The sequence below is a fragment of the Neobacillus camarae genome (assembly GCF_054950115.1).
Window position 1 is genome coordinate 1,408,374 of the sequence record NZ_JBUCKX010000001.1, and the last position, 25,145, is coordinate 1,433,518.

21 protein-coding genes, 1 pseudogene and 1 other annotated feature are annotated in these 25,145 nt (G+C 42.3%); of the genes and pseudogenes, 18 read left to right on the forward strand and 4 right to left on the reverse strand.

The genetic code is table 11. The features are described from left to right. Positions 1-26: 26 nt before the first annotated feature. Positions 27-1,907 carry a selenocysteine-specific translation elongation factor gene (gene selB, locus ACY8D0_RS06405; protein WP_462409639.1) on the forward strand — a complete coding sequence of 627 codons (1,881 nt, stop codon included), beginning with the start codon at positions 27-29 and terminating at the stop codon, positions 1,905-1,907. A 103-nt stretch (positions 1,908-2,010) separates the two neighbouring features. Here the strand turns inward: selB and ACY8D0_RS06410 are convergent, their stop codons facing one another. Then, on the reverse strand, positions 2,011-3,492 hold the full coding sequence (locus tag ACY8D0_RS06410; RefSeq protein WP_462409640.1) for a TerD family protein: 1,482 nt from the start codon (positions 3,490-3,492) through the stop codon (positions 2,011-2,013). A gap of 462 nt (positions 3,493-3,954) precedes the next feature. Here ACY8D0_RS06410 and ACY8D0_RS06415 point away from each other — a divergent pair, with 462 nt between their 5' ends. The 12 genes and pseudogenes from ACY8D0_RS06415 to ACY8D0_RS06470 all read left to right on the forward strand — a co-directional run. Continuing rightward, positions 3,955-4,887, forward strand: coding sequence for an ABC transporter permease (locus ACY8D0_RS06415; protein WP_462409641.1), 933 nt, complete (start codon positions 3,955-3,957; stop codon positions 4,885-4,887). Then, complete coding sequence (locus ACY8D0_RS06420; RefSeq protein WP_462409642.1) at positions 4,887-5,840, forward strand: ABC transporter permease; 954 nt, start codon at positions 4,887-4,889, stop codon at positions 5,838-5,840. The genes ACY8D0_RS06415 and ACY8D0_RS06420 overlap by 1 nt, the downstream gene beginning before the upstream one ends. Before the next feature lie 4 nt (positions 5,841-5,844). Next, positions 5,845-6,840 (forward strand): ABC transporter ATP-binding protein, encoded by a 996-nt coding sequence (locus ACY8D0_RS06425; RefSeq protein ID WP_462409643.1) that lies wholly within the window; start codon positions 5,845-5,847, stop codon positions 6,838-6,840. A 26-nt stretch (positions 6,841-6,866) separates the two neighbouring features. Further along, positions 6,867-8,495, forward strand: coding sequence for a peptide ABC transporter substrate-binding protein (locus tag ACY8D0_RS06430; protein WP_462409644.1), 1,629 nt, complete (start codon positions 6,867-6,869; stop codon positions 8,493-8,495). Between the two features lie 75 nt (positions 8,496-8,570). Next, on the forward strand, positions 8,571-9,494 hold the full coding sequence (locus tag ACY8D0_RS06435; protein ID WP_462409645.1) for a S66 peptidase family protein: 924 nt from the start codon (positions 8,571-8,573) through the stop codon (positions 9,492-9,494). A gap of 13 nt (positions 9,495-9,507) precedes the next feature. Then, entirely contained in the window at positions 9,508-10,599 is a 1,092-nt protein-coding gene (locus ACY8D0_RS06440; RefSeq protein WP_462409646.1) for a mandelate racemase/muconate lactonizing enzyme family protein, read from the forward strand. Continuing rightward, the gene (locus tag ACY8D0_RS06445; protein ID WP_462409647.1) at positions 10,586-11,515 is read left to right on the forward strand and encodes a C40 family peptidase; all 930 of its coding nucleotides are present in this window, start codon (positions 10,586-10,588) and stop codon (positions 11,513-11,515) included. Before ACY8D0_RS06440 ends, ACY8D0_RS06445 begins: the two co-directional genes overlap by 14 nt. A 1-nt stretch (position 11,516) precedes the next feature. Further along, complete coding sequence (locus ACY8D0_RS06450; protein WP_462409648.1) at positions 11,517-12,527, forward strand: ABC transporter ATP-binding protein; 1,011 nt, start codon at positions 11,517-11,519, stop codon at positions 12,525-12,527. 2 nt (positions 12,528-12,529) lie between these two features. Continuing rightward, on the forward strand, positions 12,530-13,306 hold the full coding sequence (locus ACY8D0_RS06455; RefSeq protein WP_462409649.1) for a serine hydrolase: 777 nt from the start codon (positions 12,530-12,532) through the stop codon (positions 13,304-13,306). 469 nt (positions 13,307-13,775) lie between these two features. Further along, positions 13,776-14,447, forward strand: a complete 672-nt coding sequence (locus tag ACY8D0_RS06460; RefSeq protein ID WP_462409650.1) for a response regulator transcription factor — start codon at positions 13,776-13,778, stop codon at positions 14,445-14,447. Positions 14,448-14,456: 9 nt separating this feature from the next. Beyond that, positions 14,457-15,719, forward strand: coding sequence for a sensor histidine kinase (locus ACY8D0_RS06465; protein ID WP_462409651.1), 1,263 nt, complete (start codon positions 14,457-14,459; stop codon positions 15,717-15,719). Between the two features lie 277 nt (positions 15,720-15,996). Continuing rightward, positions 15,997-16,287 (forward strand): annotated as a pseudogene (locus ACY8D0_RS06470) (transposase); the annotation flags it as partial. Positions 16,288-16,538: 251 nt separating this feature from the next. Here the strand turns inward: ACY8D0_RS06470 and ACY8D0_RS06475 are convergent. Next, positions 16,539-17,414, reverse strand: a complete 876-nt coding sequence (locus tag ACY8D0_RS06475) for a cupredoxin domain-containing protein (RefSeq protein WP_462409652.1) — start codon at positions 17,412-17,414, stop codon at positions 16,539-16,541. 256 nt (positions 17,415-17,670) lie between these two features. Then, positions 17,671-17,888: a binding site (T-box leader), on the forward strand. A gap of 50 nt (positions 17,889-17,938) precedes the next feature. Between ACY8D0_RS06475 and proS the strand changes: the two genes are divergently transcribed. Together proS and ACY8D0_RS06485 are read left to right on the forward strand one after the other, a co-directional pair. Then, positions 17,939-19,369 (forward strand): proline--tRNA ligase, encoded by a 1,431-nt coding sequence (gene proS, locus ACY8D0_RS06480; protein ID WP_462409653.1) that lies wholly within the window; start codon positions 17,939-17,941, stop codon positions 19,367-19,369. 274 nt (positions 19,370-19,643) lie between these two features. Continuing rightward, positions 19,644-20,204, forward strand: coding sequence for a GNAT family N-acetyltransferase (locus ACY8D0_RS06485; protein ID WP_462409654.1), 561 nt, complete (start codon positions 19,644-19,646; stop codon positions 20,202-20,204). Between the two features lie 47 nt (positions 20,205-20,251). Here the strand turns inward: ACY8D0_RS06485 and ACY8D0_RS06490 are convergent, their stop codons facing one another. After that, positions 20,252-20,833 (reverse strand): YdcF family protein, encoded by a 582-nt coding sequence (locus ACY8D0_RS06490; RefSeq protein WP_462409655.1) that lies wholly within the window; start codon positions 20,831-20,833, stop codon positions 20,252-20,254. A 126-nt stretch (positions 20,834-20,959) separates the two neighbouring features. Here ACY8D0_RS06490 and ACY8D0_RS06495 point away from each other — a divergent pair, with 126 nt between their 5' ends. Beyond that, the gene (locus ACY8D0_RS06495) at positions 20,960-21,625 is read left to right on the forward strand and encodes a vWA domain-containing protein (protein ID WP_462409656.1); all 666 of its coding nucleotides are present in this window, start codon (positions 20,960-20,962) and stop codon (positions 21,623-21,625) included. Positions 21,626-21,809: 184 nt separating this feature from the next. Here ACY8D0_RS06495 and ACY8D0_RS06500 read toward each other — a convergent pair whose 3' ends face one another. After that, positions 21,810-22,658: a DegV family protein gene (locus ACY8D0_RS06500; protein WP_462409657.1), complete on the reverse strand. Its 849-nt coding sequence runs from the start codon at positions 22,656-22,658 to the stop codon at positions 21,810-21,812. A 233-nt stretch (positions 22,659-22,891) separates the two neighbouring features. Here ACY8D0_RS06500 and hmpA point away from each other — a divergent pair, with 233 nt between their 5' ends. Then, a complete protein-coding gene (hmpA, locus tag ACY8D0_RS06505) occupies positions 22,892-24,103 on the forward strand; it encodes an NO-inducible flavohemoprotein (RefSeq protein WP_462409658.1) in 1,212 nt (403 codons plus the stop codon). 260 nt (positions 24,104-24,363) lie between these two features. Continuing rightward, the gene (locus tag ACY8D0_RS06510; protein WP_462409659.1) at positions 24,364-25,140 is read left to right on the forward strand and encodes an SGNH/GDSL hydrolase family protein; all 777 of its coding nucleotides are present in this window, start codon (positions 24,364-24,366) and stop codon (positions 25,138-25,140) included. Positions 25,141-25,145 lie beyond the last annotated feature (5 nt).

Here is a 25,145-nt window from a genome sequence, read left to right on the forward strand (position 1 = left end):
GAAGACCGTTAAAGAAGGTGGCAAGCTTGGAAAAAAGATATTTTACAATTGGAATGGCGGGTCATATTGACCATGGAAAAACTTCGCTGACGAAGGCGTTAACAAATGTGGATACAGACCGTTTGAAAGAAGAGAAAGAACGGCAAATTTCAATAGAACTTGGTTTTGCGCCCCTCTATGAAGATGAGGAGATTCAAATATCCGTCATTGATGTTCCCGGACATGAGCGGTTCATCCGCCAGATGATTGCGGGTGTGGCAGGGATCGATTTAGTGGTGCTGGTGGTGGCGGCCGATGAGGGAGTCATGCCGCAGACGCGCGAGCATCTGGAAATTTTAAAGTTTCTGGGCGTGAAGAATGGGATTATAGCAATCACCAAAATCGACCGGGTGGATGAAGAGTTTATTGAACTAGTCAAAGATGAGATTCTGGAGGAGCTAAAAGGGTCGGTATTTGAAAACTCCCCGTTTGTTTTAGTGGATAGTCTCTCGAAAAAAGGCATTGACCCAATAAGGGACCTTATCATTGCAAAGCTCAAAGAACAGGAAATGCGAGATGCAAAGGGACCATTCCGGTTACCGATTGACCAAGTATTTACTGTTAAAGGGCAAGGGACTGTGGTCCGCGGGACTGTCTATGAAGGAACGGTTGAAGAAGGACAGGCATTAAAAATCATGCCGAAGGGACTTGAGGTCCGGGCAAGGCAAATACAGGTTCATCACAAACCGGCTGTCAAGGCTTTTGCCGGCCAGCGGGCAGCCATCAATTTGTCGGGAGTGGCAAAAGAACAGCTGGAACGGGGAGATGTTCTTGTCTCGTCTGAGCATTTTATCGTCACCAAAATCATTGATGTGGCGGTTCGCTTGGTTGATGACTTGGAGCATATCATTAAGCAGAGGATGCCGATTAAGCTGCATATTGGCACATCAGAGGTGATGGGCCGGATTGTTTTCTTTGACAGGAACGAAGTAAAAGAAGAAGGCGGGGAAATCCTTTGCCAACTTCGGCTGGAAGAGGAGATCCTGACAAAGCGGGGCGACCGGTTTATTTTACGCCGGCCAAGTCCTCAGGAAACCATTGGCGGCGGCTGGGTAATCGACCCACGGGGAAATAAGTACCGGTTTGGCAGCCAAACCATTGAGGAATTAGAAAAGAAAAAGGTAGGTACGCCCAAAGAACGGATTACCGCTGCATTACTGGAAGCTAAAAGCTTGCCGGTAAACGAATTATTAAAACGGACGGCACTTGATGAAGCTACTTTAACCTCACAGCTGACAACGGAAGATTTTGTTTTATTTAACGGAAAAGAATACACGCTAAAGGAATTAATTCATTCTATTGAAGAAGATATTTATGACCGACTGCAGGATTTCCATCTTCGAAACTCGATGAAACCAGGGGTTAATAAAGCCGAACTGATTCAAGCCATGCAGAGTAAGTTTCCCAAGCCGCTTCTAGATTTTGTAATCGAAAACGCAATCGAAAATCGGGTATTTAAACGAAGGGAACAATTTGTTTCCTTAGAGGAATTTATTCCACATGTTCCAAACAGTTGGGCAAAACGGGCTGAGAACCTGCTGATTGCTTTAAAGAGTGACGGTTTAAAGGTCCGTTATTTAAAGGACTACTTCTCGTCTGCGGGTATACCGGAGCAGCTAGTGGGTGATTTCAAACGGTTCTTTGAGGACACTGGTCAAATTGTCCTGCTAGATGACCAGTTTGCCTATCACGAGGAAATCTTTAAAGAAGCTGTCTCAAAGCTAAAAGTTAAGACCGGTTCTGACTTTGAAGTGGGAGAGGCCAAGGATATACTGGATTTATCCAGAAAATATATCATTCCATTCTTGGAAAGACTGGATGCCAAAGGAATCACAATCCGGGCCGAGAATAAACGAGTTTGGAAATAGGAAAAGCGCAAGCGCCCTTGAGCTGCACAATCCTCAAAGAAGAGATAAGAATTCTAATAGTGCAAGAATGTAAAAGAGGCTGAAAATTTCAGCCTCTTTTTACTTATGATAAAAATTCAGCAGGATTTAACCCAAGCTCCCGGCAGATATCTGATACCATTTGTTTTTCATTATGGTCAAAATTTCCATCCGCATAACCAATGGCAATGCAATAACGGGCCACCAATCTGGCTATTTCAGGTTTGTTCCTGATGGCTCCAAGCGCCTTAAAGGCATCAGCCCGTCCAAGCATCCGGTCATTTTGCAGTTTGGAAATGTACAAGTTAAACTTTTGAACCACCTTGTTCGTATCAAACACCCGCAGTTCTTCACTCTGATGGATAAAGTCCATCATCTTTTGGCGCTCAGAGGCATCCAAGTAGCCATCAGCCATAGACACTAATGCGCATGCGGCTACCACGGCATCCAAGACATCCTGGCTTTTATAGCGATTGAATAATTCCTGCGCTCTACGCTTTTGATTGTTGGCCCACTCCGCATAGTCCGTTTGAGATGGCGACCAAGTACTGCCGCAGCTATTACAAGTAAATTTTAGCTGGTTTTGCCCGATAAACCCTCCAAGCAAACCGACGGGTCCCAGTATTAATCCGCCAATGGCCGCCTTTCCTAAACCAAACCCTTTTTTTCCTGTGCGTACATTGGTGGAATGGCAGCGTGGACAGACAATATCATCTCCACCATAAGAATGGGGAGAACTTGAAGCAGAAGGAAAGGCGGTTGTCGGGTATCCATAGGCAGGCTGCTGATAAGAAGAATCGGGCTGCAAATGGATTGGCTGTTGCTGCTGGTAGGCTGTCTGGTTGGTTTGGCTTTGCCTGTAAGGGTCATAATGGTTTTGATTCGCTTGCCAGGATGGTTGTTGCTGTGTTTGTTGTTGAAAAGAATGGCTTTGGTGGGAAGCCGTATTGTTTTGATATGGCTGTTGCTGTGGTGTAGGATTGGCCGGTGGGTCATCCACATCGATACCAAAATTCCGGCATAAAGCAGCTAATCCTCCCTGAAAGCCACTGGCAATGGCGTTAAACTTCCATTCCCCATTATGGCGATACAATTCTGCAGCAACAATGGCTGTTTCAACCGTGAAATCCCTGCCTAAGTTAAATCTTAACAATTCCTCATTGGTTATTTCGTTGAAAATCCTAACATAAGAATCAGAAATTTGCCCGAAGCTTTGCCCTTTAACTTGGGCATCGTGTATGGTGATCGTAAAGGCTACACGGTGTATGTGGGCCGGCACCCGTTGTAAGTCAATACGGATTTGCTCATCGTCCCGTACCCCCGAACCGACGCGGTTATCCCCGCTGTATATAATTGCCCCGCTGCCACCAGAAGGATTGTTATAAAACACAAAATCCTGGTCACTTTGAACTTTGCCGTTTGGCCCTAATAAAAATGCGGATGCATCCAAATCAAAATTAGAACCAATGTTGCCGATATTCCAGCCCAATCCAACGACAACATTTTGTAATCCAGGGTTGGTTTTGGTTAAATCGACCTTTTGCCCTTTGCTTAACGTAACACCCAAAATAAATCACTTCCTATCCATCATTATCGTTATGTTTATTATAAATGTATTTAAGAAATAGTGGAAACTTAATTAAACAAGCTTTTTAATTCTTTGAAAATGTCAGATTATCTCACATTATTTGCAAAATTCGCTATTTATTTTAAGAACCGTTTGAATTAAACTATATATTATTCTATAATATTTAGAAAATAGAAAAATTAGTGAAAACGAAGGAGATGAAACGTTTCAGAATGATACCTTAGAATCACCAGGGTCAAGTGATGGACCATGTTGATTGGAGACAAGCATCATGATAACGCATCCAGTTCGTTATGATTATAACAATAATTTCAAATCACTTAGAGATTCATCACGAACGGAAGAAGTGATGGTTAATGATAGATTTGAGAAGCTTGTCAAAAAATGTTGCCATGGCCGAATTCGCATTGCAAACTACATACTGTTAGGAAGTGGTCATACGTGAATACATATTATCTTAAACGTTTGATTTCGATGATTATAACGTTGTGGCTGATAATAACTGGGACATTTTTCCTGATGCACTCAGTACCAGGTTCTCCTTTCAATGAGGAAAGGAGAACGAATGAAGCTGTGCAAAAAAACCTAGAGGCGTATTACAATCTTGATAAGCCGCTTTTGGTGCAATACGGCAATTATTTAAAGGAACTGGTTCAAGGTGACTTGGGGCCATCCATAAAAAAATCATCCCAAACCGTAAACGATATGCTGGGAAGAGGATTTCCCGTTTCATTTGAATTAGGCCTATATACACTTCTTGTCGCAATCGTTTCGGGTCTCATATTGGGAGTCATTGCTGCTCTCCGCCATAACGGCTTGATCGACTATTTGGCAATGAGCATTGCCGTCATTGGAATTTCGGTCCCAAACTTTGTTATGGCGACTCTATTAATCCAAGAGCTGGCGGTTAATTTTCCGATCTTCCCAGTAGCAACATGGCAGAGTCCAAAGCATATGGTATTGCCGGTTTTGGCGCTGGCTACTGGTCCAATGGCCATTATCGCCAGGTTAACTAGGTCGAGCATGCTTGAGGTGCTGACCCAGGATTACATCAAAACAGCCAAAGCAAAAGGTCTGTCACCGGTAAAAATTGTGTTCAAACATGCATTGAGAAATGCCCTGTTACCTGTCGTAACTGTATTGGGTTCATTAGCTGCCAGTATTTTGACCGGTACGTTCGTCATTGAAAAAATATTTGCCATTCCGGGCATGGGTAAATATTTTGTCGACAGCATCAATAACCGTGATTATCCTGTTATTATGGGAACTACCATATTTTACAGTGCCCTATTAATTTTTATGTTGCTGTTAGTAGATTTGGCATATGGACTATTAGATCCTCGAATTAAACTCGGCAAAAAGGAGGCGAAATAATGGAATTGCGTAAACAGGAACACATGAACATTTCGCCTGAAATACCTGATGAGTGGTTTGTGCCCAAAGCGAAGAACACAATGGCGGCAGAGGCGGTAGTAAGGCCCAGCCTATCGTACTGGAAGGACTCTTGGCACAGGCTATTAAAAAACAAGCTGGCCATGGCAGGGTTAATATTCCTCATATTGCTAGCGATATTTGCCATTCTTGGACCGATTATTTCACCGCATACGGTCGAGAAGCAAACATTGCTGGACCAAAATCAGCCGCCATCCAGTAAATACTGGTTTGGAACAGATAATTTAGGCAGGGACGTGTTTACCCGGACTGCTTATGGAGCGAGGATTTCCTTATTTGTTGGTTTAATGGCCGCACTTATCGATTTTATCATCGGGGTAACATTTGGCGGCATTGCTGGCTACAAAGGCGGCCGTGTAGATAACATAATGATGCGTTTTGTGGAAATATTATATGGACTTCCCTATCTGCTTGTTGTCATTCTTGTCATGGTGGTAATAGGCCCTGGATTAACAACGATTATATTGGCATTGTCGATTACTGGATGGGTCGGAATGGCAAGGATTGTCAGGGGACAAGTTCTGCAAATAAAAAACTATGAATTTGTGCTTGCATCCAAAACATTTGGAACGAAAACAGCGCGGATTATCCGCAAGAATTTGTTACCCAATACCATGGGTCCGATCATCGTTCAAATGACCTTGACGATTCCGTCAGCGATTTTTGCTGAAGCCTTTTTAAGCTTTATCGGACTTGGTATCCAAGCGCCGCATGCAAGCTGGGGGGTTATGGCCAATGATGGCTTATCTGTCATTCTATCAGGCTATTGGTGGAGACTATTCTTCCCGACTTTATTTATATCATTAACCATGTTTGCATTTAATGTTTTAGGCGATGGGCTGCAGGATGCCTTGGATCCAAAGTTGAGGAGGTAGCAGCATGGAAAAAATACTTCAAGTTAAAGATCTTCACGTATCCTTTTCCACTTACGGAGGTGAAGTCAAGGCTGTCCGCGGGGTCAGTTTTGATTTGCATAGAGGGGAAACCTTAGCCATCGTTGGAGAATCAGGCTGCGGAAAAAGTGTCACATCGCAAACAATCATGAAATTGATTCCTGAACCTCCAGGCAGGATAACGGGTGGAGAAATCCTTTTTAAAGACAAGGATTTAATTAAACTTAAGGAACCGGAAATGAGGAAGGTTCGCGGGGCGAATATTTCAATGATTTTCCAAGATCCGATGACAGCTTTAAACCCTACGCTGACAATTGGCGATCAGATTACAGAGGGGATTAGACAACATGAACATCTCTCTAAGGATCAAGCCAGACAGGTAGCCATTGAAATGTTAAATCTTGTTGGAATTCCGAATCCGGAAATCCGGTTAAAACAATATCCACATCAATTTAGTGGCGGGATGAGGCAGCGGATAGTCATCGCCATGGCACTGGTTTGCCGGCCGGATGTGTTAATCGCTGATGAACCAACAACCGCATTGGATGTAACCATACAAGCTCAGATCCTCGAGTTGTTTCGCGATATACAAAAGAAAACAGGTGTATCCATTATCTTGATCACCCATGATTTGGGTGTCGTGGCCCAGGTTGCGGACCGTATAGCGGTCATGTACGCTGGTAGAATTGTAGAAATTGGTTCAAGGCGGGAGATTTTTTATAACCCGCAGCATCCCTATACTAAAGGTCTGCTTCAGTCCGTCCCTCGATTGGATATGGAAAAGGCAGAATTAGTCCCAATCCCTGGAACGCCTCCGGATTTGTTTTTACCGCCAATGGGGTGTGCTTTTGCCGCCCGTTGTCCGTATGCCATGGAGGTTTGTGACAGAGTCTACCCGTTTAAGACACAACTGACCAATCAGCATACTGTTGACTGCTGGCTGCAGGATGAACGGGCCCAACAACTGGTTTCAAAAAATTAACATAAAAATTACTTAGGGGGTAAAGCATGAAAAAACTGTTAACAAGTGTGACTGCTGCCATGTTGGCTTTCTCGCTAGCTGCATGTACGGCTAACAAGGATGCCGGCAGTGAACCAAAAGACAATGGCAGCAAGTCTGGAGAAAAAACCGAGAAAGTCGTAAACTGGAACAATGGTCAAGAACCAACTTCTTTTGACCCGCCAATCGGTTTTGATGCCGTTTCCTGGAATGCATTAAACAACTTGATGGAAGGTTTGACCCGCTTGGATGAGAAACATCAGCCACAAGCTGCCATTGCAGAAAAATGGGATGTTTCCAAAGATGGTAAAACTTACACCTTCCACATCCGTGACAATGCCAAGTGGTCAAATGGAGACGATGTAACAGCTGGCGATTTTGTATTTGCTTGGAAACGTTTATTAGATCCTAATACCGCTTCTTCCGCAGCTTTCTTAGCTTACTTCATTGAGGGCGGCGAAGCTTATAACAGTGGTACAGGTTCTGCTGATGACGTAAAGGTAAAAGCTGTGGATGATAAAACATTTGAAGTGACATTAACCAGCCCGCAGGCTTACTTCTTAAGTGTTATTACCAACCCATGCTTCTTCCCGATTAATGAAAAAGTCGCGAAAGAAAACCCAAATTGGTTTGCTGAAGCGGACACATTTGTGGCGGATGGTCCATTTAAATTATCGGAATGGAAGCATGACAGCAATTTCGTGATGGTAAAGAACGACAAGTATTGGGATGCAAAGAATGTAAAGATTGATAAGATTAACTGGGCAATGGTCGACGATGACAACACCGAATATCAAATGTATACGACTGGCGAACTTGATTCTTCCGATGTTCCATCAGAATTGGCTGACAAGCTGTTCAAGGATGGGGATGTCAAGGTTGAAGACCAAGCCGGCGCATATTTCTACCGGTTTAATGTAACAAAGGAACCATTCCAAAATGTCAATATCCGTAAGGCATTCGCTATGGCGGTTAACCAAAAACAAATGGTTGAACTTGTAACTAAAAACCAAGAAAAACCTGCTTATGGATTCGTTTCACCTGGCTTTACAGATGCTAATGGCAAAGACTTCCGTAAAACAAGCGGAGACTTGGTTAAAACAGATGCGGCAAAAGCAAAAGAACTATTGAAAAAAGGAATGGAAGAAGAGGGTTATACTACTCTTCCTGAAGTAACTTTGACGTACAGTACAAGCGATACACATAAGGCAATTGCTGAGGCGTTGCAACAAATGTTCAAAGAGAACCTTGGTGTTGACGTGAAGCTGGCAAATATGGAGAGCAACGTATTTACAGACGAGCAAAAAGGTTTGAAACTGCAGCTTTCCAGAAGCTCTTTCCTTAATGACTATGCCGATCCGATTAACTCTTTAGAGAACTTTATCACAGGTTCTTCCATGAACCGTACCGGCTGGAGCAATGCTGAGTTTGACCAATTAATCAAAGATGCCAAACTTGAAAAAGATGAAAAGAAACGCTTTGAAATGATGTACAAAGCTGAAAAAATCCTGTTTGATGAAATGCCGATTATACCTATTCACTTCTATAACCAAGTTTACTTGCAAAATAAAGATGTGACTGGTGTGGTTCGTCACCCAGTAGGCTACTTAGAATTTAAATGGGCAGATAAGAAGTAAAAAATCAAGGGGGGTGTTCGATTGAACATCCCTTTTGGCCTAATATCATAGATTAAGAGAGAGGAGGAGATATATATGGATAAATTAAAACCGATTCGCCTTCAAAAAGGTGATACAGTTGGCGTGATCGCACCGGCCAGCCCGCCGGACCTGAATGACCTTGAAAAAGGAATTCAATTTTTAAAGGATTTAGGGTTAAACGTTAAAATCGGGAAAAATCTTCAAAATGTATATGGGTATTTAGCCGGAACAGATCAAAAAAGACTGGACGATTTGCATGACATGTTTTTGGACCAAGAAGTGAAGGCGATTTTTTGTGCCCGCGGCGGCTATGGAACCGGAAGAATTGCCACTGGAATCGATTATCAAATCTTAAAAAATAACCCCAAAATTTTCTGGGGCTATAGTGATATTACATTTTTACATACAAGTATCCGACAGGAGACCGGTCTTGTGACGTTTCATGGCCCGATGCTGGCGTCTGATATCGGGCAGGATGATGTCCAACAGCTGTCCAAAAACGGATTCCTGTCATTGTTCGAACCTAAAGATTGGGTTTATACCGAGGAGCTGTCAGCATTAGAGGTACTGGTGGAAGGCCAAGCGAGCGGGGAACTGGTTGGCGGGAACCTGTCGCTCATTGTTAGTACGCTGGGAACAAAATTTGAATTGGACACAAAAGACAAGCTGTTGTTTATTGAGGACGTGCATGAAGAACCGCGTTCAGTGGACAGGATGCTCAATCAGCTGCTTATGGCTGGAAAGCTTGCGGATGCAAGAGGTATCTTAATTGGGGACTTTAGCGATGCGAACCCAAAAAGAGAGGAAACCTTATCACTGGATGAAGTGATTCGGCACTATGTCCAGTTGGCTGGAAAACCGGCCATAAAAGGTTTTCAAATCGGCCATTGCAACCCAAATATCACCATCCCTTTTGGAGTGGACGCTACATTGAATACTTATGAAAAAAGATTGTTTGTCGAAAGCGGCATCTTATAAAGGACGGATCAAAATGAAAATCGAGCGAGTGGAAACTTATAGAGTGGCTGTACCATTGACCAAACCCTTCAAGACGGCGTTACGTACTGTTACCACTGCAGTATCAGTATATGTAAAGATTACCTGCGACAACGGTATTGCTGGCTGGGGAGAAGCACCGCCAACAGTGGTGATCACAGGGGATAGCATCTTAAGCATTGAATCGGCCATACATGATGTTATGAAACCATTTTTGCTTGCTAAAAGTCTATTAAATTATGAATTTATTTTTCAAGGCCTAAAAACGATTTTAGTGGGAAACCCAAGTGCCAAAGCAGCAGTGGACATGGCACTATACGACTGCTTGGCACAATATTGCAAGCTGCCATTGTATCAATTTCTCGGCGGCCATAAAAATGAAGTGGAAACCGACTTTACCGTCAGCGTAAACGGTCCGGAGGAAATGGGCGAGGATGCGGTCCGCTATGTTCAAAACGGCTTTAACACACTGAAGGTAAAAGTAGGAAAAGACGATATTGGGAAAGATCTCGACCGAATTAAGGAAATTAGAAATCGCGTCGGTTACGATATAAAATTGCGGCTGGATGCAAATCAAGGATGGACGCCTAAGGATGCCATTCGGGCAATCCGTAAGCTCGAAGATAGCGGTCTTGAGATTGAACTTGTGGAGCAGCCTGTTAAAGCCGCCGATATCGAAGGTCTAAAACAGGTCACAGATAACGTGGAAACACTGATTATGGCGGATGAAAGTGTATTTACTCCTAAACAGGCGTTTCAGGTATTAACAACCCGAAGCGCGGATTTAATTAATATCAAATTGATGAAAGCAGGCGGAATCTATCAAGCCCAAATTATCAATGCTTTGGCGGAAACCTGCGGCGTGGAATGTATGGTCGGCAGCATGATAGAGACAAAAATCGGCCTTACAGCTGCAGCCCATTTCGCCGCAAGCAAACAGAATATCACACGATATGATTTTGATGCACCGTTAATGCTGGCAAAGGAAAATGTGGACGGCGGCATTCAATATAATGGAAGGCATATCACACTGCCTGAAGCACCTGGTCTTGGCATTAACCAGGTCCATATTGATGGAGGTGTATAAGTTGGAAAAGTGTCTAGTCAATGTTTCGGTCGCAACCGTCTGGACTTCTTGCGATTCAGCAAGAGAACTCGACTGGGATGCATTAAACAACCCTGTTCAAATCGATGAATGGTTAAACGGATTGACCTATGAAACCAGGTTAAGTTTATGTGATGATAATCTTGTTCAAACGCAGCTCCTCTATGGGCAGGAAGTATTGCTGCTGGAAGAAAAAGGGGAATGGGCGCATGTTTTGATACCGGAACAGCCTACTTCAAAAAATGAACTGGGCTATCCTGGATGGGTACCTAAATCCCAGCTTATCAAGTGTGGGGGAGACTGGAATCTGCACATGGAGCCGGTAGCTGTTGTTACAAAACCTAAAGCCACCTTACTGAAAAATAGTCCCCTGGAAGTGTCGTTTCAAACCGTGTTGCCTCTTCTCAAAGAGGAGGATGACAAGGTTTGGGTAAGGACTCCTGATGGAACCGGTACTTTAGAGTGGGGAAATGTAGTTGTTTTCGAATCGTTGGAACAACGATATAAAGGAAACGGAAATGATATCGTGTCCGCTGGGGAGCAATTCCTCGGGCTGCCGTACCTTTGGGGCGGCATGAGCAGTTATGGGTACGACTGTTCCGGCCTAAGTTACTCCATGTGCAAGGCCAACGGTTACACCATTCCAAGGGATGCCCATGAACAGGCACGAAGCGGAAAAAACGTGCCATTAGCTGAAATCAGACCAGGGGACCTGCTGTTTTTTGCCTATGAGGAAGGAAAAGGCAGCATTCATCACGTAGGGATTTATTATGGCGACGGGAAGCTGCTTCACTCCCCAAAAACCGGAAAAACGGTGGAGATTATCGAGCTGGCGGGAACCATTTACGAGCAAGAGCTATGCGCAGCGAGACGCTACTGGCTGGATACGGAGGTATAGCATGGAAAACCAAGCATTATTACAAGTGAAAAATTTAAAAAAACATTTTAATCTAGGAAAAAATGAAATTCTTAAAGCTGTTGATGGAATCTCTTTTCATATTAATAGGGGAGAGACATTAGGAATTGTAGGAGAATCTGGGTGCGGGAAATCGACTGCAGGCAGAACCATTATTGGTCTATACGATGTGACAGATGGGGAAGTCATGTTTAACGGAAAGAATATCCATTCGTTTGACAAGAAAGAACGATTCGAATTTCATCGGCAAATGCAAATGATTTTCCAGGATCCGTATGCTTCCTTAAATCCAAGATCAACCGTTGCTGAAATTATTTCTGAACCCATGGAAGTACACGGAATGTTCGCCAATAAGCAAGAACGCATGCAACGGGTTTATCAGCTGCTGGAGGACGTTGGATTAAGCAAGGAGCATGCCAACCGTTATCCTCATGAATTCAGCGGCGGTCAGCGCCAACGGATCGGCATAGCCAGAGCCTTGGCTTTGGAACCGGAATTTATTATCGCAGATGAGCCGATTTCCGCCTTGGATGTATCTGTTCAAGCGCAGGTCGTGAATCTGTTAATGCGCTTGCAGAAGGAAAAAGGATTAACCTATCTGTTCATTGCCCACGATTTGTCCATGGTTAAACAAATTAGTGATAGAATCGGGGTTATGTATCTGGGGCATTTAGTCGAGTTAACCACTAGCGGTGAACTATATCATAACCCGATGCACCCTTATACCCAAGCCCTTTTATCGGCTATTCCGATTCCGGATCCGGATGTTGAGGATAAACGAGAGCGAATTATTTTAAAAGGGGAGCTGCCTAGTCCCATTAACCCACCGAGCGGCTGTGTATTCAGGACCCGCTGCCCAATGGCCATGGAAGTGTGCGCAACAGCACGCCCTGATTGGCAGGAACTTGAAAAAGGCCATTTTGTGGCATGCCACTTATATGATAAAGAAAAATCCGGCGGACAAGATTATTCGCAAGTGGCGGCAACAAAGTAGCCATGAAATCATTAGAGAAGAAAATAGCAGAAGAGCTCATCGGGTTCAAGGGTAGAATGGGCTTGGCGATTGAAATCGGCCAGGAGCAAATATATCTGAATTCGGGAGAAGTCTATCCCTCAGCTAGTGTAATCAAGCTTCCCATTTTAATAGAAGGTCTTCGTCAAGGTGAAGCAGGAATCCTAAACTTGGATGATCTGACAGTGATTGAAAATCAGACGGGAGGATCGGGTGTGTTGCAGGCCCTTTCGTCTGGTGCCAAATTATCGATTCTGGACCTCATGACATTAATGATTACGGTCTCGGATAATACTGCCACCAATATGTTGATTGAACGACTGGGAATCGATTCCATCAATACGACCATAAAAAAAATGGGGCTTACTGGTACCATGTTGAAACGAAAAATGATGGATTTTGAAGCAACCGAGCGTGGGGTTGACAATGTAACAAGCCCAACAGATATGCTCCGATGCCTAAAGGCAATCAACGAGGGAAACATTCTGTCAGAGAACGGCAGGAAAATGGCGTTAAAAATCATGCATGCCCAGCAGTTCCAAGATAAGATTCCTGCGATGATGGATTTGGATAAGATTTATGTGGCGAATAAAACAGGCGGTTTGCCTAAAGTTGAGAATGATTGTGCCATCTTGTGTTATAATAACCAAACTGCCTACGCAGCTATCTTAACAGACGAGCTTGAAGATACCTTTATGGCAAGACAGATCATCAGCAGAATTGGTAAACATGTTTATGACTATTTACTTGAATTTAATTAAAAGTAAAACAAACAAAGGACTGACCCAAACGTCAGTCCTTTGTTCGTTTTTCCGGAGAACATTCAATCGTTTTTTTTGTCAGTGTTTGGACTATAATAAAAAGTTTTTTTTAGAAGGCGGTGTTAAACGTAGTTGTTGATTTCCGTTCCAGGCGCGAGAGGTTCGCGGTCACTCGGGATGCCTCCTCACCTGGGGGTCTCCCATGTCCTGTTCTCCCGCATGATTCTTCGTGCCTTTGACTCTAATCAACTATGTTTCAAATCAAAATTGTTCTTTAACACAGCCTTTAAGAAAAAGTTAAGCAACAGGAGGAATAATGAGGTTATACGAAACTTTCAATAACTGAAAGTGTCAAAGCTGGCAACATGGCTTGTATCATCATAAAATCATGGGTGATTAGCTTTAGAACGCCACGTTTTTTATATATAATAAAGTTTAAGATAATGCCCATTGTGAGGAGAGGAAAGAAATGCGTTTATTAGTTGTGGAGGATAATCTTCCATTATTGGAGTCCATTGTGCAGTTGTTATCAGATGAGTTTGAAGTCGATCAAGCTTCGGATGGGGAGGATGCGCTGTTTTTGGCGATGCAAAATATTCATGATGCGATCGTTCTGGATGTAATGATTCCGGAAATAGACGGATTCGAAGTATTGAAGACGATACGGAAGGAAGGATTGACGATACCAGTTCTTTTTCTGACAGCTCGGGATTCCTTGGAGGACCGTGTCAAGGGGCTCGATTCCGGCGGGGACGATTATTTGGTCAAGCCGTTTCAGGCGGCTGAATTAAAGGCAAGAATCCGCGCCTTATTAAGAAGAACCGGCAGTCTGACAACCAACCAAACGATCCAATATCGCGGGATTGAATTATTTGGCAAGGAACGAGATATCCATGTGGATGGAGGGCCTGTTAAACTTACCACAAAGCAGTATGAGCTCCTCGAATATTTGATTCAAAACAAAGGGGCGATCCTTACCAAAGAGCAGATTTATGACCGGGTCTGGGGGTTTGATTCCGATACCACCATCGCCATTGTCGAGGTATTTATGCATCATCTTCGTAAAAAATTAGAGCCATTTGGCTATCATGCGGATATTAAAACCATCCGCGGTGTCGGCTATATGCTTATTGAAGAATAGGAGATACAAATGTTCCGCCAGACACATATTAAACTGACTCTTTTAAATTCACTGGTATTTATTATATTAATCGGCCTATTAGGGAGCGCGGTTTATCTATATACAGACCATCAGCTATACAAGGATGTTAATCAATCCTTGATGGACTCAATTAAACAGATTCAGAATCCAAGAGGGAATAAGGAAAATGACAGGATAAGTGATGGAGGACAAGAACCCGGCTTTTTGCGACGCGACCCACGAATTATTACATTGATTTGGGATGAGAATGGAGAACTCCTATCGGACCAAGACCGTGGGGCCCTAGTATTTCAGGATAACGAAAATCTTATTAAGCCGAAAAAAACGGAAACCCTTGTCGATGTAGATGTAGAAGATTATACGTTCCGTTATACGGCAATTAAGGTTGATACACAACAACTGGGACAATTGACCGTACAATTTGTCCGCAATGTAGATTCTGAAAGGGAATTACTGAATAGACTGCTGTTGATTATTCTTATTGGCTGCGGCGTAGGAGTTCTATGCGCCGTTGGAGTAGGTTACTTTTTAGCCGGCAGGGCACTTGTTCCGATTAAGAATGCTTGGGATAAGCAGCAGCAATTTGTTTCAGATGCCTCCCATGAGTTGAGGACACCACTTGCCGTCATACAAGCAAAGACCGAAATTTTGTTCCGTTCCCCATCTGCGACGGTAAAGGATAAAATCCTGGATATTTCGACGATATCAACCGAATCAAGAAGACTGTCGAAACTGGTTTCCAATCTGCTTACCCTGGCAAGGTCCGATTCGAATCAAATCGAAATGAACAAGCAGACGTTTCAGCTTGATGAACTGTTAAAGGATATTACCCAGCAATTTGAAGATCTCGCTTTATATCAAGAAAAATCCCTTCAATTGGATGCCCAGGAATCCGTAACATTTTTTGCGGATAAAGAAAGGATTCATCAGCTGATTGTCATTCTATTGGACAATGCGATTAAATACACCCATGAAGGAGGGGATATTTTACTCTCCTGCAAACAGACTCATTCCTCCATTTGTCTACAGGTAAATGATACAGGTATCGGTATACCTGAGAAGGATATCCCGAAAATCTTTGACCGGTTCTATCAAAGTGACAAAGCCCGTTCCGCCGCTGAGGGAACCGGCCTCGGATTATCGATTGCCAAATGGATCATTGATAAACATCAGGGGAAAATAAAGGTTAACAGTACGGTTGGCAAGGGAACCAGTATTGAAATCACTTTTCCGAGAACCCAAAAAAGTTAATGTCTAAAAAAAGCTGTTGGTTATCCAACAGCTCAGGCTGTCGAAAAACCCTCGACAGCTTTTATTTTAGCCTAGATACTTTAACCATTCACCGCGTTAATTTGTTATAATATAATTATAAAGTTATGCCTAAAGAATCCTTCCAAATTCAATATGAATTTGTGTCTCTTGATGAATTAGTACCTGAGCATCACCTTCTTCGTTTAATTTGATAAATATATTGATTTTTCCGTTATTCTAGAAAAAGCTCGTCCTTTTTATAGTGATGTACAAGGGATCAAAAAACAAAGTAAAAGTCATAACTCGACATGTATGGGAGGAACACAAGGAAAAGGTTAGACTAAATCGATTATCAAAATCAGGTAAAATGCTTTATAAATTTAGAAAGGAAAAAATTGAGCGAAGCTTCGCAGACTCAAAAGAGCTGCACGGGCTTCGCTACTGCCGGTTGCGGGGATTGAAGAATGCAAGTGAACAGGCTCTTCTAACCGCGGCCTGCCAAAATATAAAGAAGATTGCAACACATTTAGCAAGGCTGGAAAAAGTTTGTTGCAATTCTTTTGGTTGATTTGTTCCTGTTGATTGGAGCGGAAGGTGCGAAGACTCCTGCGGGAGTACGGGGCCGAGGAGGCTCCCCGGCACGCCCTAAGGTCCGCGAAGCACCTGGAGCGGAAATCAACAGGCCACTTTGCAGGAACAATTAATTCTGGAAATCTCTAATTTAGTTCAACTTAAAATAAAAAATTGCCGAGAAAGATAACCTTTCTCGACAATCTGAAGCTGTTGGTTATCCAACAGCTTTTTTCATGTTTAGACCTATTATTCGACGATGACGGTTCCTTTTAACATATTCATTCCGCAACTATAGGTAAATTCCCCTGCTTTGTCCGCTGTAAAGCTGAGAGAGGTGGTTCCCAGCTTTAAACTGGCATTTTGAATGTTAAAGTCAGGAAGATTAAAGGTGGCATAACAACTATCTTCAAACGGGTTATCAATTTGCAGTTCCACCAGACTTCCTCTTTTCACTCGAATCACGTTTGGCGAATATCCCTTTTCGGTAACCAATATCTTGATTTTTGGATTGGTATCACTCCTGGCATCGATTTCTTGACTGGTCTTCTCCGGTTGTGTCTGGGTCTCTGTTGAGGATGCTTTTGCGGGAATTTCCACTAAGTCGCTGCTATAGAGAAAAAGGAACAGGCTAATCAGCAGAATTCCGGCAACTAAAATGGCAAATGGAGTAAGTTCTTCGGTTTGGACCTTTATTTTTTCATTTGTTTCCGCCAACAAGTACAGAAGCACCATCCCAATGATTACAACATACAAACCTAATAATATTCCAAGTAAGATGGCAGGATTGATGAACTGGAGCAGGATTCCTAGAATCGCCCCGGTAATTGCTCCTAATAAACCGGCTATGGAGCTGAGTAATATCGATGGGAGCCCTGCTGGATGCCCAGCTAAAAACCCAACAAAAAATCCCAATAACAAGCTGATTCCTGTCACAAGGAAGATTTCCCCTGACATTAACCCGAGGACAGCCCCAGACAATAGCCCGGTTACGGCAGAAACCGCAATCGATGCCAGCATCCCTGCGGTTTTGCTCATCTTGGTTTTATAATGATATAAAAGATAAATGGAGAATCCGGAAGCTGCGGCAACAATCACGGCAGTAATAATGAAAAAAATATTCATGAGTATTTCCCCTCGTATGTAAGTCTTAACAACATACGTAAATTATAAAGGTAAGAAATAGGACTAGCTTACAAACGATTTGAACGTTTTATGAAACTTATTCATCCGGAACCAAGGTTTAAGCTTTTCAAAGATTGGCAACTCTGTTAATATATCTTTTGTACTCATTTGGTTCTTATGAGGAACAAAAAAATTTTCTATTAGTAAGAATTGACTTTTAAGGTCGGGAAATATATAATTTTTTCAATAAAATATGATTGAAGCGATGACGGGGACTAGTAAAATGAACCGGTCTTACAAAGAGAGGATACCATTGGTGCGAGGTATCTTAAGACAGTTATTTGAACCTGCCTCACGAGTTCTGTATCGGATATTCATGAAGATGCACGCGGATAAAATCCGTTATCATGTCGAGAGTTTAAAGCAATTGCTTTAAAAAATTTAGGGTGGTACCGCCAGGCCTTGGTCCCTTTTGTGGATTAAGGCCTTTTTATATTTATATGAATAATAATGAGGTGTCTAACATGGCAAAGGAATTTGTAAAAGATATTACCGCAATGGACGATGATTTCGCCCAATGGTATACGGATGTCGTGACGAAAGCGGATCTGATTGACTATTCAAGTGTTCGCGGATCGATGATTATTCGTCCATATGGAATGGCATTATGGGACAATATAAAAAACGAACTGGACCGGCGGATTAAAGAAACCGGCCATGAGAATGTATATATGCCTTTATTCATCCCTGAAAGCCTGCTGCAAAAAGAGAAGGACCACGTGGAAGGCTTCGCTCCGGAAGTGGCTTGGGTTACTCATGGCGGTTCGGAAGAGTTAACCGAAAGACTGGTGGTCCGTCCAACATCAGAGGTATTATTCTGTGAGCATTACAGCAACATCATCCATTCTTATCGCGACCTGCCAAAGCTTTATAACCAATGGGCCAATGTCGTCCGCTGGGAAAAGACAACCCGTCCATTCTTAAGAACACTGGAGTTTTTATGGCAGGAAGGCCACACGGCCCATGCGACTGACGAAGAGGCAATGGAAGAGACCATCAAAATGTTGAATGTCTATGCCGCTATTTGTGAAGAGATATTGGCGATACCGGTTGTCAAAGGGCAGAAGACGGAAAAAGAAAAATTCGCGGGAGCTAAAGCTACTTTTACCATCGAGAGCTTAATGCATGATGGCAAGGCGTTGCAATCCGGTACTTCTCACCATTTTGGAACCGGGTTTGCTGAAGCGTTCGGCATCCAATATACGGACAAGGATGGTAAGCTGCAGTACGTACATCAAACTTCCTGGGGCTTTACTACAAGGATTATTGGGGCACTGATTATGGTTCATGGCGATGACCGCGGTTTGGTGATTCCGCCAAAAGCCGCACCAACCCAAGTCATGATCGTGCCAATTGCCCAACATAAAGAGGGCGTCCTTGATTTTGCTTATGATTTGAAACAGTCTCTGGCAAAAGTAGCCCGCGTGGATATTGATGCCAGCGATAAAAAACCAGGCTGGAAATTCAATGAATACGAAATGAAGGGAATCCCAGTCCGTTTAGAAGTGGGTCCAAAAGATATTGAAAACAAGCAGGTGGTTCTAGTAAGACGCGACACGTTGGAAAAAATCGTGGTTTCCATGGACGAACTAGAGACCAAACTTGTCGAGTTATTGGATGATATTCAATCCAATCTTTATAATAAAGCCTTCAAGCATCGTGAAGAGAGAACATCAGTTGCGACAACGCTGGATGGATTAAAACAATCATTGGAAAGCAAACCAGGTTTTATCAAAGCCATGTGGTGCGGCGATTTGGCCTGTGAAGAAAAAATCAAAGAAGACGCAGGTGCGACTTCCAGATGCATTCCATTCGAGCAAGAACAAGTAGATGAAAAATGTGTGTGCTGTGGCAAAGACGCCAAGCATATGGTGTATTGGGCAAAAGCATACTAAAAGATTTGAAAGAGGTTCTTCCTATTTGGAAGAATCTCTTTTTATTTGGAAAGTGGGCGAAATGGAAAAGTGCCGGTAAATTTAAAAAAGCACCGGTAAGGGGCCCAAAAGTGCCGGTAATATACTAAAAAACGCTGGTAAGGTATTCCATTATGCTGGATTAATCATGTGAATGGCCGGCAACGTGTGTATATCAAGGCGGTTTTTTAATCTGTTAAAGGATTTTGGCACTTTTGGTCGAAATATTAAGAGGTATTAAGGGGGGCACAACATTATGAAACCAATATTAATAGAATTCCCAGAAGAAATATATACAGAACGGTTACTTATCCGCAAGCCGATGCCTGGAGATGGCAAAGCCGTTTATCAAGCGATGCAGGCCTCAATGAACGAATTAAAACCATGGATGCCTTGGGCGCATCGAAACCAAACAGAAGAAGATGTAGAAGCCAATATGCGCGATGCCCATGTTAAGTTTTTAGCTAGGGAAGATTTGCGGCTTCACTTATATGATAAAGGTACCGGTGAGTTTATTGGTTCCTCTGGCCTGCACCGCATCAATTGGGATATCCCGAAGTTTGAGATTGGATATTGGATTGACACCAGGCATAGTGGAAGGGGATACATAACAGAGGCTGTTGAGGCAATCACTAATTTTGCCTTTCAGGAACTCAAGGCAAGACGGGTGGAAATCCGCTGCGATACAAATAATAGTAAATCCAGGGTGATTCCCGAGCGGCTTGGATTTACATTGGAAGGTATCTTAAAAAAGGATGGAAGATCCGCAGATGGTACGGAGCTTCGGGATACATGCGTTTTTGCAAAGACAAAATAACAAAAATTAAAAGAGTGCCAAAACTGGCACTCTTTTGTAAGAAGACATTATATTTTTCCATCCAATAAATATTTAGTAATGGCCATATATTCACGAAAATAGTTTTTAGGAACGGAAATAAAAGGCGTTTTTGACGGCATGCCAGATAGGTCCAAATCCTGTTGGCGGGCAATGGCAATGGCCCGGTACATATGGAATGTGTTCGTCACGATCACTCCTTGTCCTATATTTTTAGGAAGGAGTTTTTTAGAATACAAAATATTTTCATAGGTACTTGTCGATTGGTCCTCAAGGATAATCCTGGACTCATCAATTCCCTGTTTCACCAGCTCGCGCTTAATGGCTTCAGCCTCCGATATATCCTCACCCCGGCCCTGGCCTCCGGATGCAATGACGAATGTTTTCCGATTTTCCTTCAGATAATCTGCGGCGGCATCAATACGCGTGGCAAATACAGAAGTCGGAGTGGTGCCTTTCACTCGTGCTCCCAAAACGATTATATAGTCGGCATTCTTAGGAGGTTCCAAATGACTGTATTGACTAATTTTATATTGTAATATTCCAGCATATAAAAGGCCTAGAATTAACAGGATTCCCAGCGTATATTTTATTTTCTTTTTTCTTTTCATATTTCCCTTCCAATCTGGTTAGTATCAACGATAAAAAATTTAAACAGTATTATTATTCTATCAATTAATTCAAATAATGTATAATAATAGAAAAAAGAATGCACCACTTTTTTAGGAGGTATATACGTGTCAACGATTACTTTAATGAAAAAAACGGCAAGTATTGTATTGGAAAAGAAAAATCTAAAAAATGTCACTGCAAGGATAGGGCTGGTTTTGGATATTTCAGGCTCAATGAGGACCCTTTACAAAAACGGAACTGTACAAAAAGTGGTGGAGAGAATCCTCGCGGTGGCCAGCCAATTTGATGATGACGGCACATTGGATGTTTGGGTGTACGACAATGAATTCTCTCGTTTAAAGTCGGTTACAGAGCGGGACTTTGATAACTATGTTGAAGAATACATACTAGGAAATGATTTAATTCATAAATTCGGCAGGAATGATGAGCCGCTTGTAATGGAAGATGTGATAAAAAAATATACCGTCGAGTCACCATCAAAGGATCCCAGTTTTATCGTTTTTATCAATGATGGCGGTTGCAAAAGGACTATTAAGAAACCAGTCGTGGAATCATCCACTAAGCCAATCTTTTGGCAATTTGTCGGCATTGGGGACTCTAATTTTGAAGTTCTTCAAAAATTGGACACCATGGAAGGGCGGTTCGTCGATAACGCCAACTTTTTTCATATCCAAGATATCGAAAAAACAACAGATGAAGAATTGTATAACCAATTACTAAATGAGTTTCCATCTTGGTTATCAGAAGCCACGTCAAAAGGGATTTTGTAGTTGGAAGCAAAAAAGGACTGAGTACAATCAGTCCTTTCTAAGAGACGAAACATCATTATTTGTCTTTGAGGATTGTCCAGCTCCACAAGGAAAGCTTCGTCAGCATAGGCTTCGCATGAACAAAAAAACGGTAGCTTTTTGGAGGGAGGCCTGTTGTGTGCTGCCCAGGGCGCTTACAGTTTTCCTATTCACAAACCCATGACAGCCCAATTGTCCCAACACCGGTATGCACACCTGCAACGGTTATCAGCATCAAAACTTCTGTTTCCATATTCGGAAAGGCTTCTTTCACTAATCTTTCAAGTTCTGCTGCCTTTTGATTGTCATTGGCATGTAGAATAGCTACTTTGTTTATGGTTTTAACTGAAGCATCTTCTTTTAATTGATTAAGCAGCCATGATAAAACCTTTTTATCAGTGCGGACCTTTTCCTTAATCTTGGCGGCACCTTCTTCAATCGCCAAGATCGGTTTGATATTAAACAAGGAGGCCAAAATTTTTTGGCTTCCGGATACGCGGCCGCTTTTGTGCATCTGATCAAGATTAGAGGGAACTAGATATAATCGTGTATGGTCACGCAGGGCATTTAGTTGGGAAACGACATCCGCAATGTCAAGGCCCGATTCAGCCAATTCAATTCCTCTTTTAATAATAAAAGATAGAGGATAAGAACCTGTTAGAGAATCAATCGCAAACAATTTGAAATCTGCCATCTCTGCTGCCATAACAGATGATTGATACGTTCCTGTTAAAGTGCTGGAAGCATGGATCGCGATACCGAAATCATACTCTTCTTTTAACTTCTGATAAAGCTCTACAAAATCATTAATGGAAGGTTGAGAGGATTGAAACTTGCCATCTTCCTTTTGCATCCTTTCATAGAACTCTTTTTCGGTAATATCGACTGTTTCTTTGTAAAATTCATCATTTATCACCACATGCAAGGGAATGACATGTATTTGATGCTCATCTATAAATTCATTATTTAAAGAAGCGGTTGTGTCAGTTATCCATGCAATCTTAGCTTTGACCATTTTCTCTTCCTCCGGTAGGAATTCTTTTACCAATGATATAAAACGTTTTATTAAAAAGCATTTACAATAGGATTACCTTACTAAAATAATAGCTAGTAAGCTAGTTATATTTGTCATGTTTTAAAAAATTTTCGTTAAATAATAATAAGTGTGATTTACATCACTTAGTACCTGTGTTTTCCATTGTATAATTAACAACATGTTCATAGTGAAAACGCAAGGAGGATGTAAAAATGCTAGATCAAAAGACAGTAGAAATCATCAAATCAACTGTCCCCATATTGGAACAACACGGCGAGGCAATTACGACAAAATTCTATCAACTCATGTTCAGTAATCATCCTGAATTATTGAATATCTTTAATCATGCTAACCAAAAACAAGGAAGGCAGCAAAGGGCACTTGCAGGGGCTGTGTATGCTGCAGCAAAATACATCGATAACCTTGAAGTGATTATACCGGTTGTTCAACAAATCAATCACAAGCATAGAAGTCTAGGTATTAAACCTGAGCATTATCCAATTGTCGGTAAGTATCTTCTTTTGGCGATTAAGGAAGTTTTGGGAGAAGCAGCGACTGATGAGATCATCCAAGCATGGGAACAAGCTTATGGTTTAATTGCGGATGTATTTATCAGTTTGGAAGCAGAAATGTATGATGAAGCCAAGAATCAGACAGGAGGCTGGGATGGATTCCGAAGCTTCACAGTGGAACGAAAAGTGAAGGAAAGTGAGGTCATTACCTCATTTTATTTAAGACCTGTGGACCAAAAAGGGATTGCCGGATTTAAACCAGGACAATACATAAGTATTAAACTAGAAATCCCAGGACAAAAATTTACCCATATTCGCCAATATAGTTTATCTGATGCCCCAGGAAAGAATCACTATCGAATCAGTGTCAAGAAAGAAGCGGGCACAGAGAATCCAGACGGAGTGGTCTCCAATTATCTGCATGAGCACATAAACAAAGGAGATACCCTAAATGTAAGTGCACCAGCTGGAGATTTTGTTCTGGATACAGAAAAAACTTCACCACTTGTACTATTGAGCGGCGGGGTTGGATTAACTCCGATGATGAGCATGCTAAAAACGGTTGTAACCCTGCAGCCAACCCGAGAGGTTACCTTTATCCACTCGGCTGCCAACAGTCATGTTCATGCCCTTAGAGATGAGGTAGAAGAATTATCAGCCCTCGACAATGTAAAATCTTATGTATTTTATGATTCTCCTACAGAGGAAGACCGTAAGAACCATTCTTATGATGTTGAAGGCTATGTAACCAAAGAATGGCTGCAAACTAACTTAGCTGTTAATGAATGTGATTTTTATTTCTGCGGACCTGTGCCGTTCATGAAAGCAATAAACCGCTCCTTGAAGGATTTAGGTGTGAATGAAGAGCGAATTCATTTTGAATTCTTCGGCCCCAAAGGCAACTTAGATTAATAGTTCAAAAACCGATTCCAAACCCAAGGAGTCGGTTTTTTTATTATGGCTCTGTTAAACGATATTGTTGATTTTTAAAAACCCTGCTGACTGGATTGGAAATCAACAGCCATCTTTAACAGGGCCTTTATCATAAATATGAATAATAGTTGAACGGATAGGCAAAATTCCCCCATAAAGAAGTGTCTTGAAAGTTTGAAACCACCAGAAACTGTGATTAAATAATAGAAAAGGTTAAAAGCAAGAAAGGAAGAGTAATCTTGAGCAAGAATTATGTTCGCTTGGTTACAATCATTGGAGCGGTATTTTCTCTCCTATGGCTGGGTGGCCTTGGCTGGGCTGTCGGGAATTATTATGCCGGCAAACCGGAGTCAATCCCCCAAACCAGTCCCCATGAAAAAACAGTCGACAGTAAAAAAGGACTCACGATTACCGCTATAGGGGACTCGTTGACAAGAGGGACGGGGGACGAGACCGGTAAGGGATATGTGGGTGATTTGGTGGATGAATTGAAGAAAAAAACGAAGAAGACTATCCAGTTAACCAACCTCGGCATCAATGGACAAACCTCGGATCAATTAAAACAGCAGGTACAGCAAAGTGAAGTGGGCAGGCAGCTTCAAAAGGCCGATATCATCTTGGTGACCATTGGCGGAAACGATTTGTTTCGTGGCGGCCAGGGTTTGGTGGATTTTGAAACGGACAATATAACGGAAATCGAGAAAAAATACTTGGACAACCTGAATTTTATCCTCCAACAAATCCGAAAAAACAATCAGGAGGCGACGGTATTTTTTGTTGGCTTGTATAACCCTTTCATCGAAATGGACCAGGGGAAAGAAATGTCCAAAATTGTCCGCCGCTGGAATTATGACAGTGCCGAAGTAAGCGCAAATTTTCCGAAGGTGGTGTTTGTTCCTACCTTTGACTTGTTTGAGTTGAAGGTGAACGATTATTTGTATACAGACAAGTTTCATCCAAATACAAAAGGGTATCGCTTAATTGCTGAACGAGTGGCCTCATTAGTTACCTGGTAAGGAGA

What these genes read in the sequence shown, in the direction of transcription:
- proS (WP_462409653.1), top strand. Translation starts at nt 17,939, where the DNA reads ATGGCAAAGGAATTTGTAAAAGATATTACCGCAATGGACGATGATTTC.
- ACY8D0_RS06490 (WP_462409655.1), bottom strand. Translation starts at nt 20,833, where the DNA reads ATGAAAAGAAAAAAGAAAATAAAATATACGCTGGGAATCCTGTTAATT.
- ACY8D0_RS06460 (WP_462409650.1), top strand. Translation starts at nt 13,776, where the DNA reads ATGCGTTTATTAGTTGTGGAGGATAATCTTCCATTATTGGAGTCCATT.
- ACY8D0_RS06455 (WP_462409649.1), top strand. Translation starts at nt 12,530, where the DNA reads ATGAAATCATTAGAGAAGAAAATAGCAGAAGAGCTCATCGGGTTCAAG.
- ACY8D0_RS06475 (WP_462409652.1), bottom strand. Translation starts at nt 17,414, where the DNA reads ATGAATATTTTTTTCATTATTACTGCCGTGATTGTTGCCGCAGCTTCC.
- ACY8D0_RS06450 (WP_462409648.1), top strand. Translation starts at nt 11,517, where the DNA reads ATGGAAAACCAAGCATTATTACAAGTGAAAAATTTAAAAAAACATTTT.
- ACY8D0_RS06420 (WP_462409642.1), top strand. Translation starts at nt 4,887, where the DNA reads ATGGAATTGCGTAAACAGGAACACATGAACATTTCGCCTGAAATACCT.
- ACY8D0_RS06485 (WP_462409654.1), top strand. Translation starts at nt 19,644, where the DNA reads ATGAAACCAATATTAATAGAATTCCCAGAAGAAATATATACAGAACGG.
- ACY8D0_RS06500 (WP_462409657.1), bottom strand. Translation starts at nt 22,658, where the DNA reads ATGGTCAAAGCTAAGATTGCATGGATAACTGACACAACCGCTTCTTTA.
- ACY8D0_RS06430 (WP_462409644.1), top strand. Translation starts at nt 6,867, where the DNA reads ATGAAAAAACTGTTAACAAGTGTGACTGCTGCCATGTTGGCTTTCTCG.
- ACY8D0_RS06435 (WP_462409645.1), top strand. Translation starts at nt 8,571, where the DNA reads ATGGATAAATTAAAACCGATTCGCCTTCAAAAAGGTGATACAGTTGGC.
- ACY8D0_RS06445 (WP_462409647.1), top strand. Translation starts at nt 10,586, where the DNA reads ATGGAGGTGTATAAGTTGGAAAAGTGTCTAGTCAATGTTTCGGTCGCA.
- ACY8D0_RS06425 (WP_462409643.1), top strand. Translation starts at nt 5,845, where the DNA reads ATGGAAAAAATACTTCAAGTTAAAGATCTTCACGTATCCTTTTCCACT.
- hmpA (WP_462409658.1), top strand. Translation starts at nt 22,892, where the DNA reads ATGCTAGATCAAAAGACAGTAGAAATCATCAAATCAACTGTCCCCATA.
- ACY8D0_RS06465 (WP_462409651.1), top strand. Translation starts at nt 14,457, where the DNA reads ATGTTCCGCCAGACACATATTAAACTGACTCTTTTAAATTCACTGGTA.
- ACY8D0_RS06440 (WP_462409646.1), top strand. Translation starts at nt 9,508, where the DNA reads ATGAAAATCGAGCGAGTGGAAACTTATAGAGTGGCTGTACCATTGACC.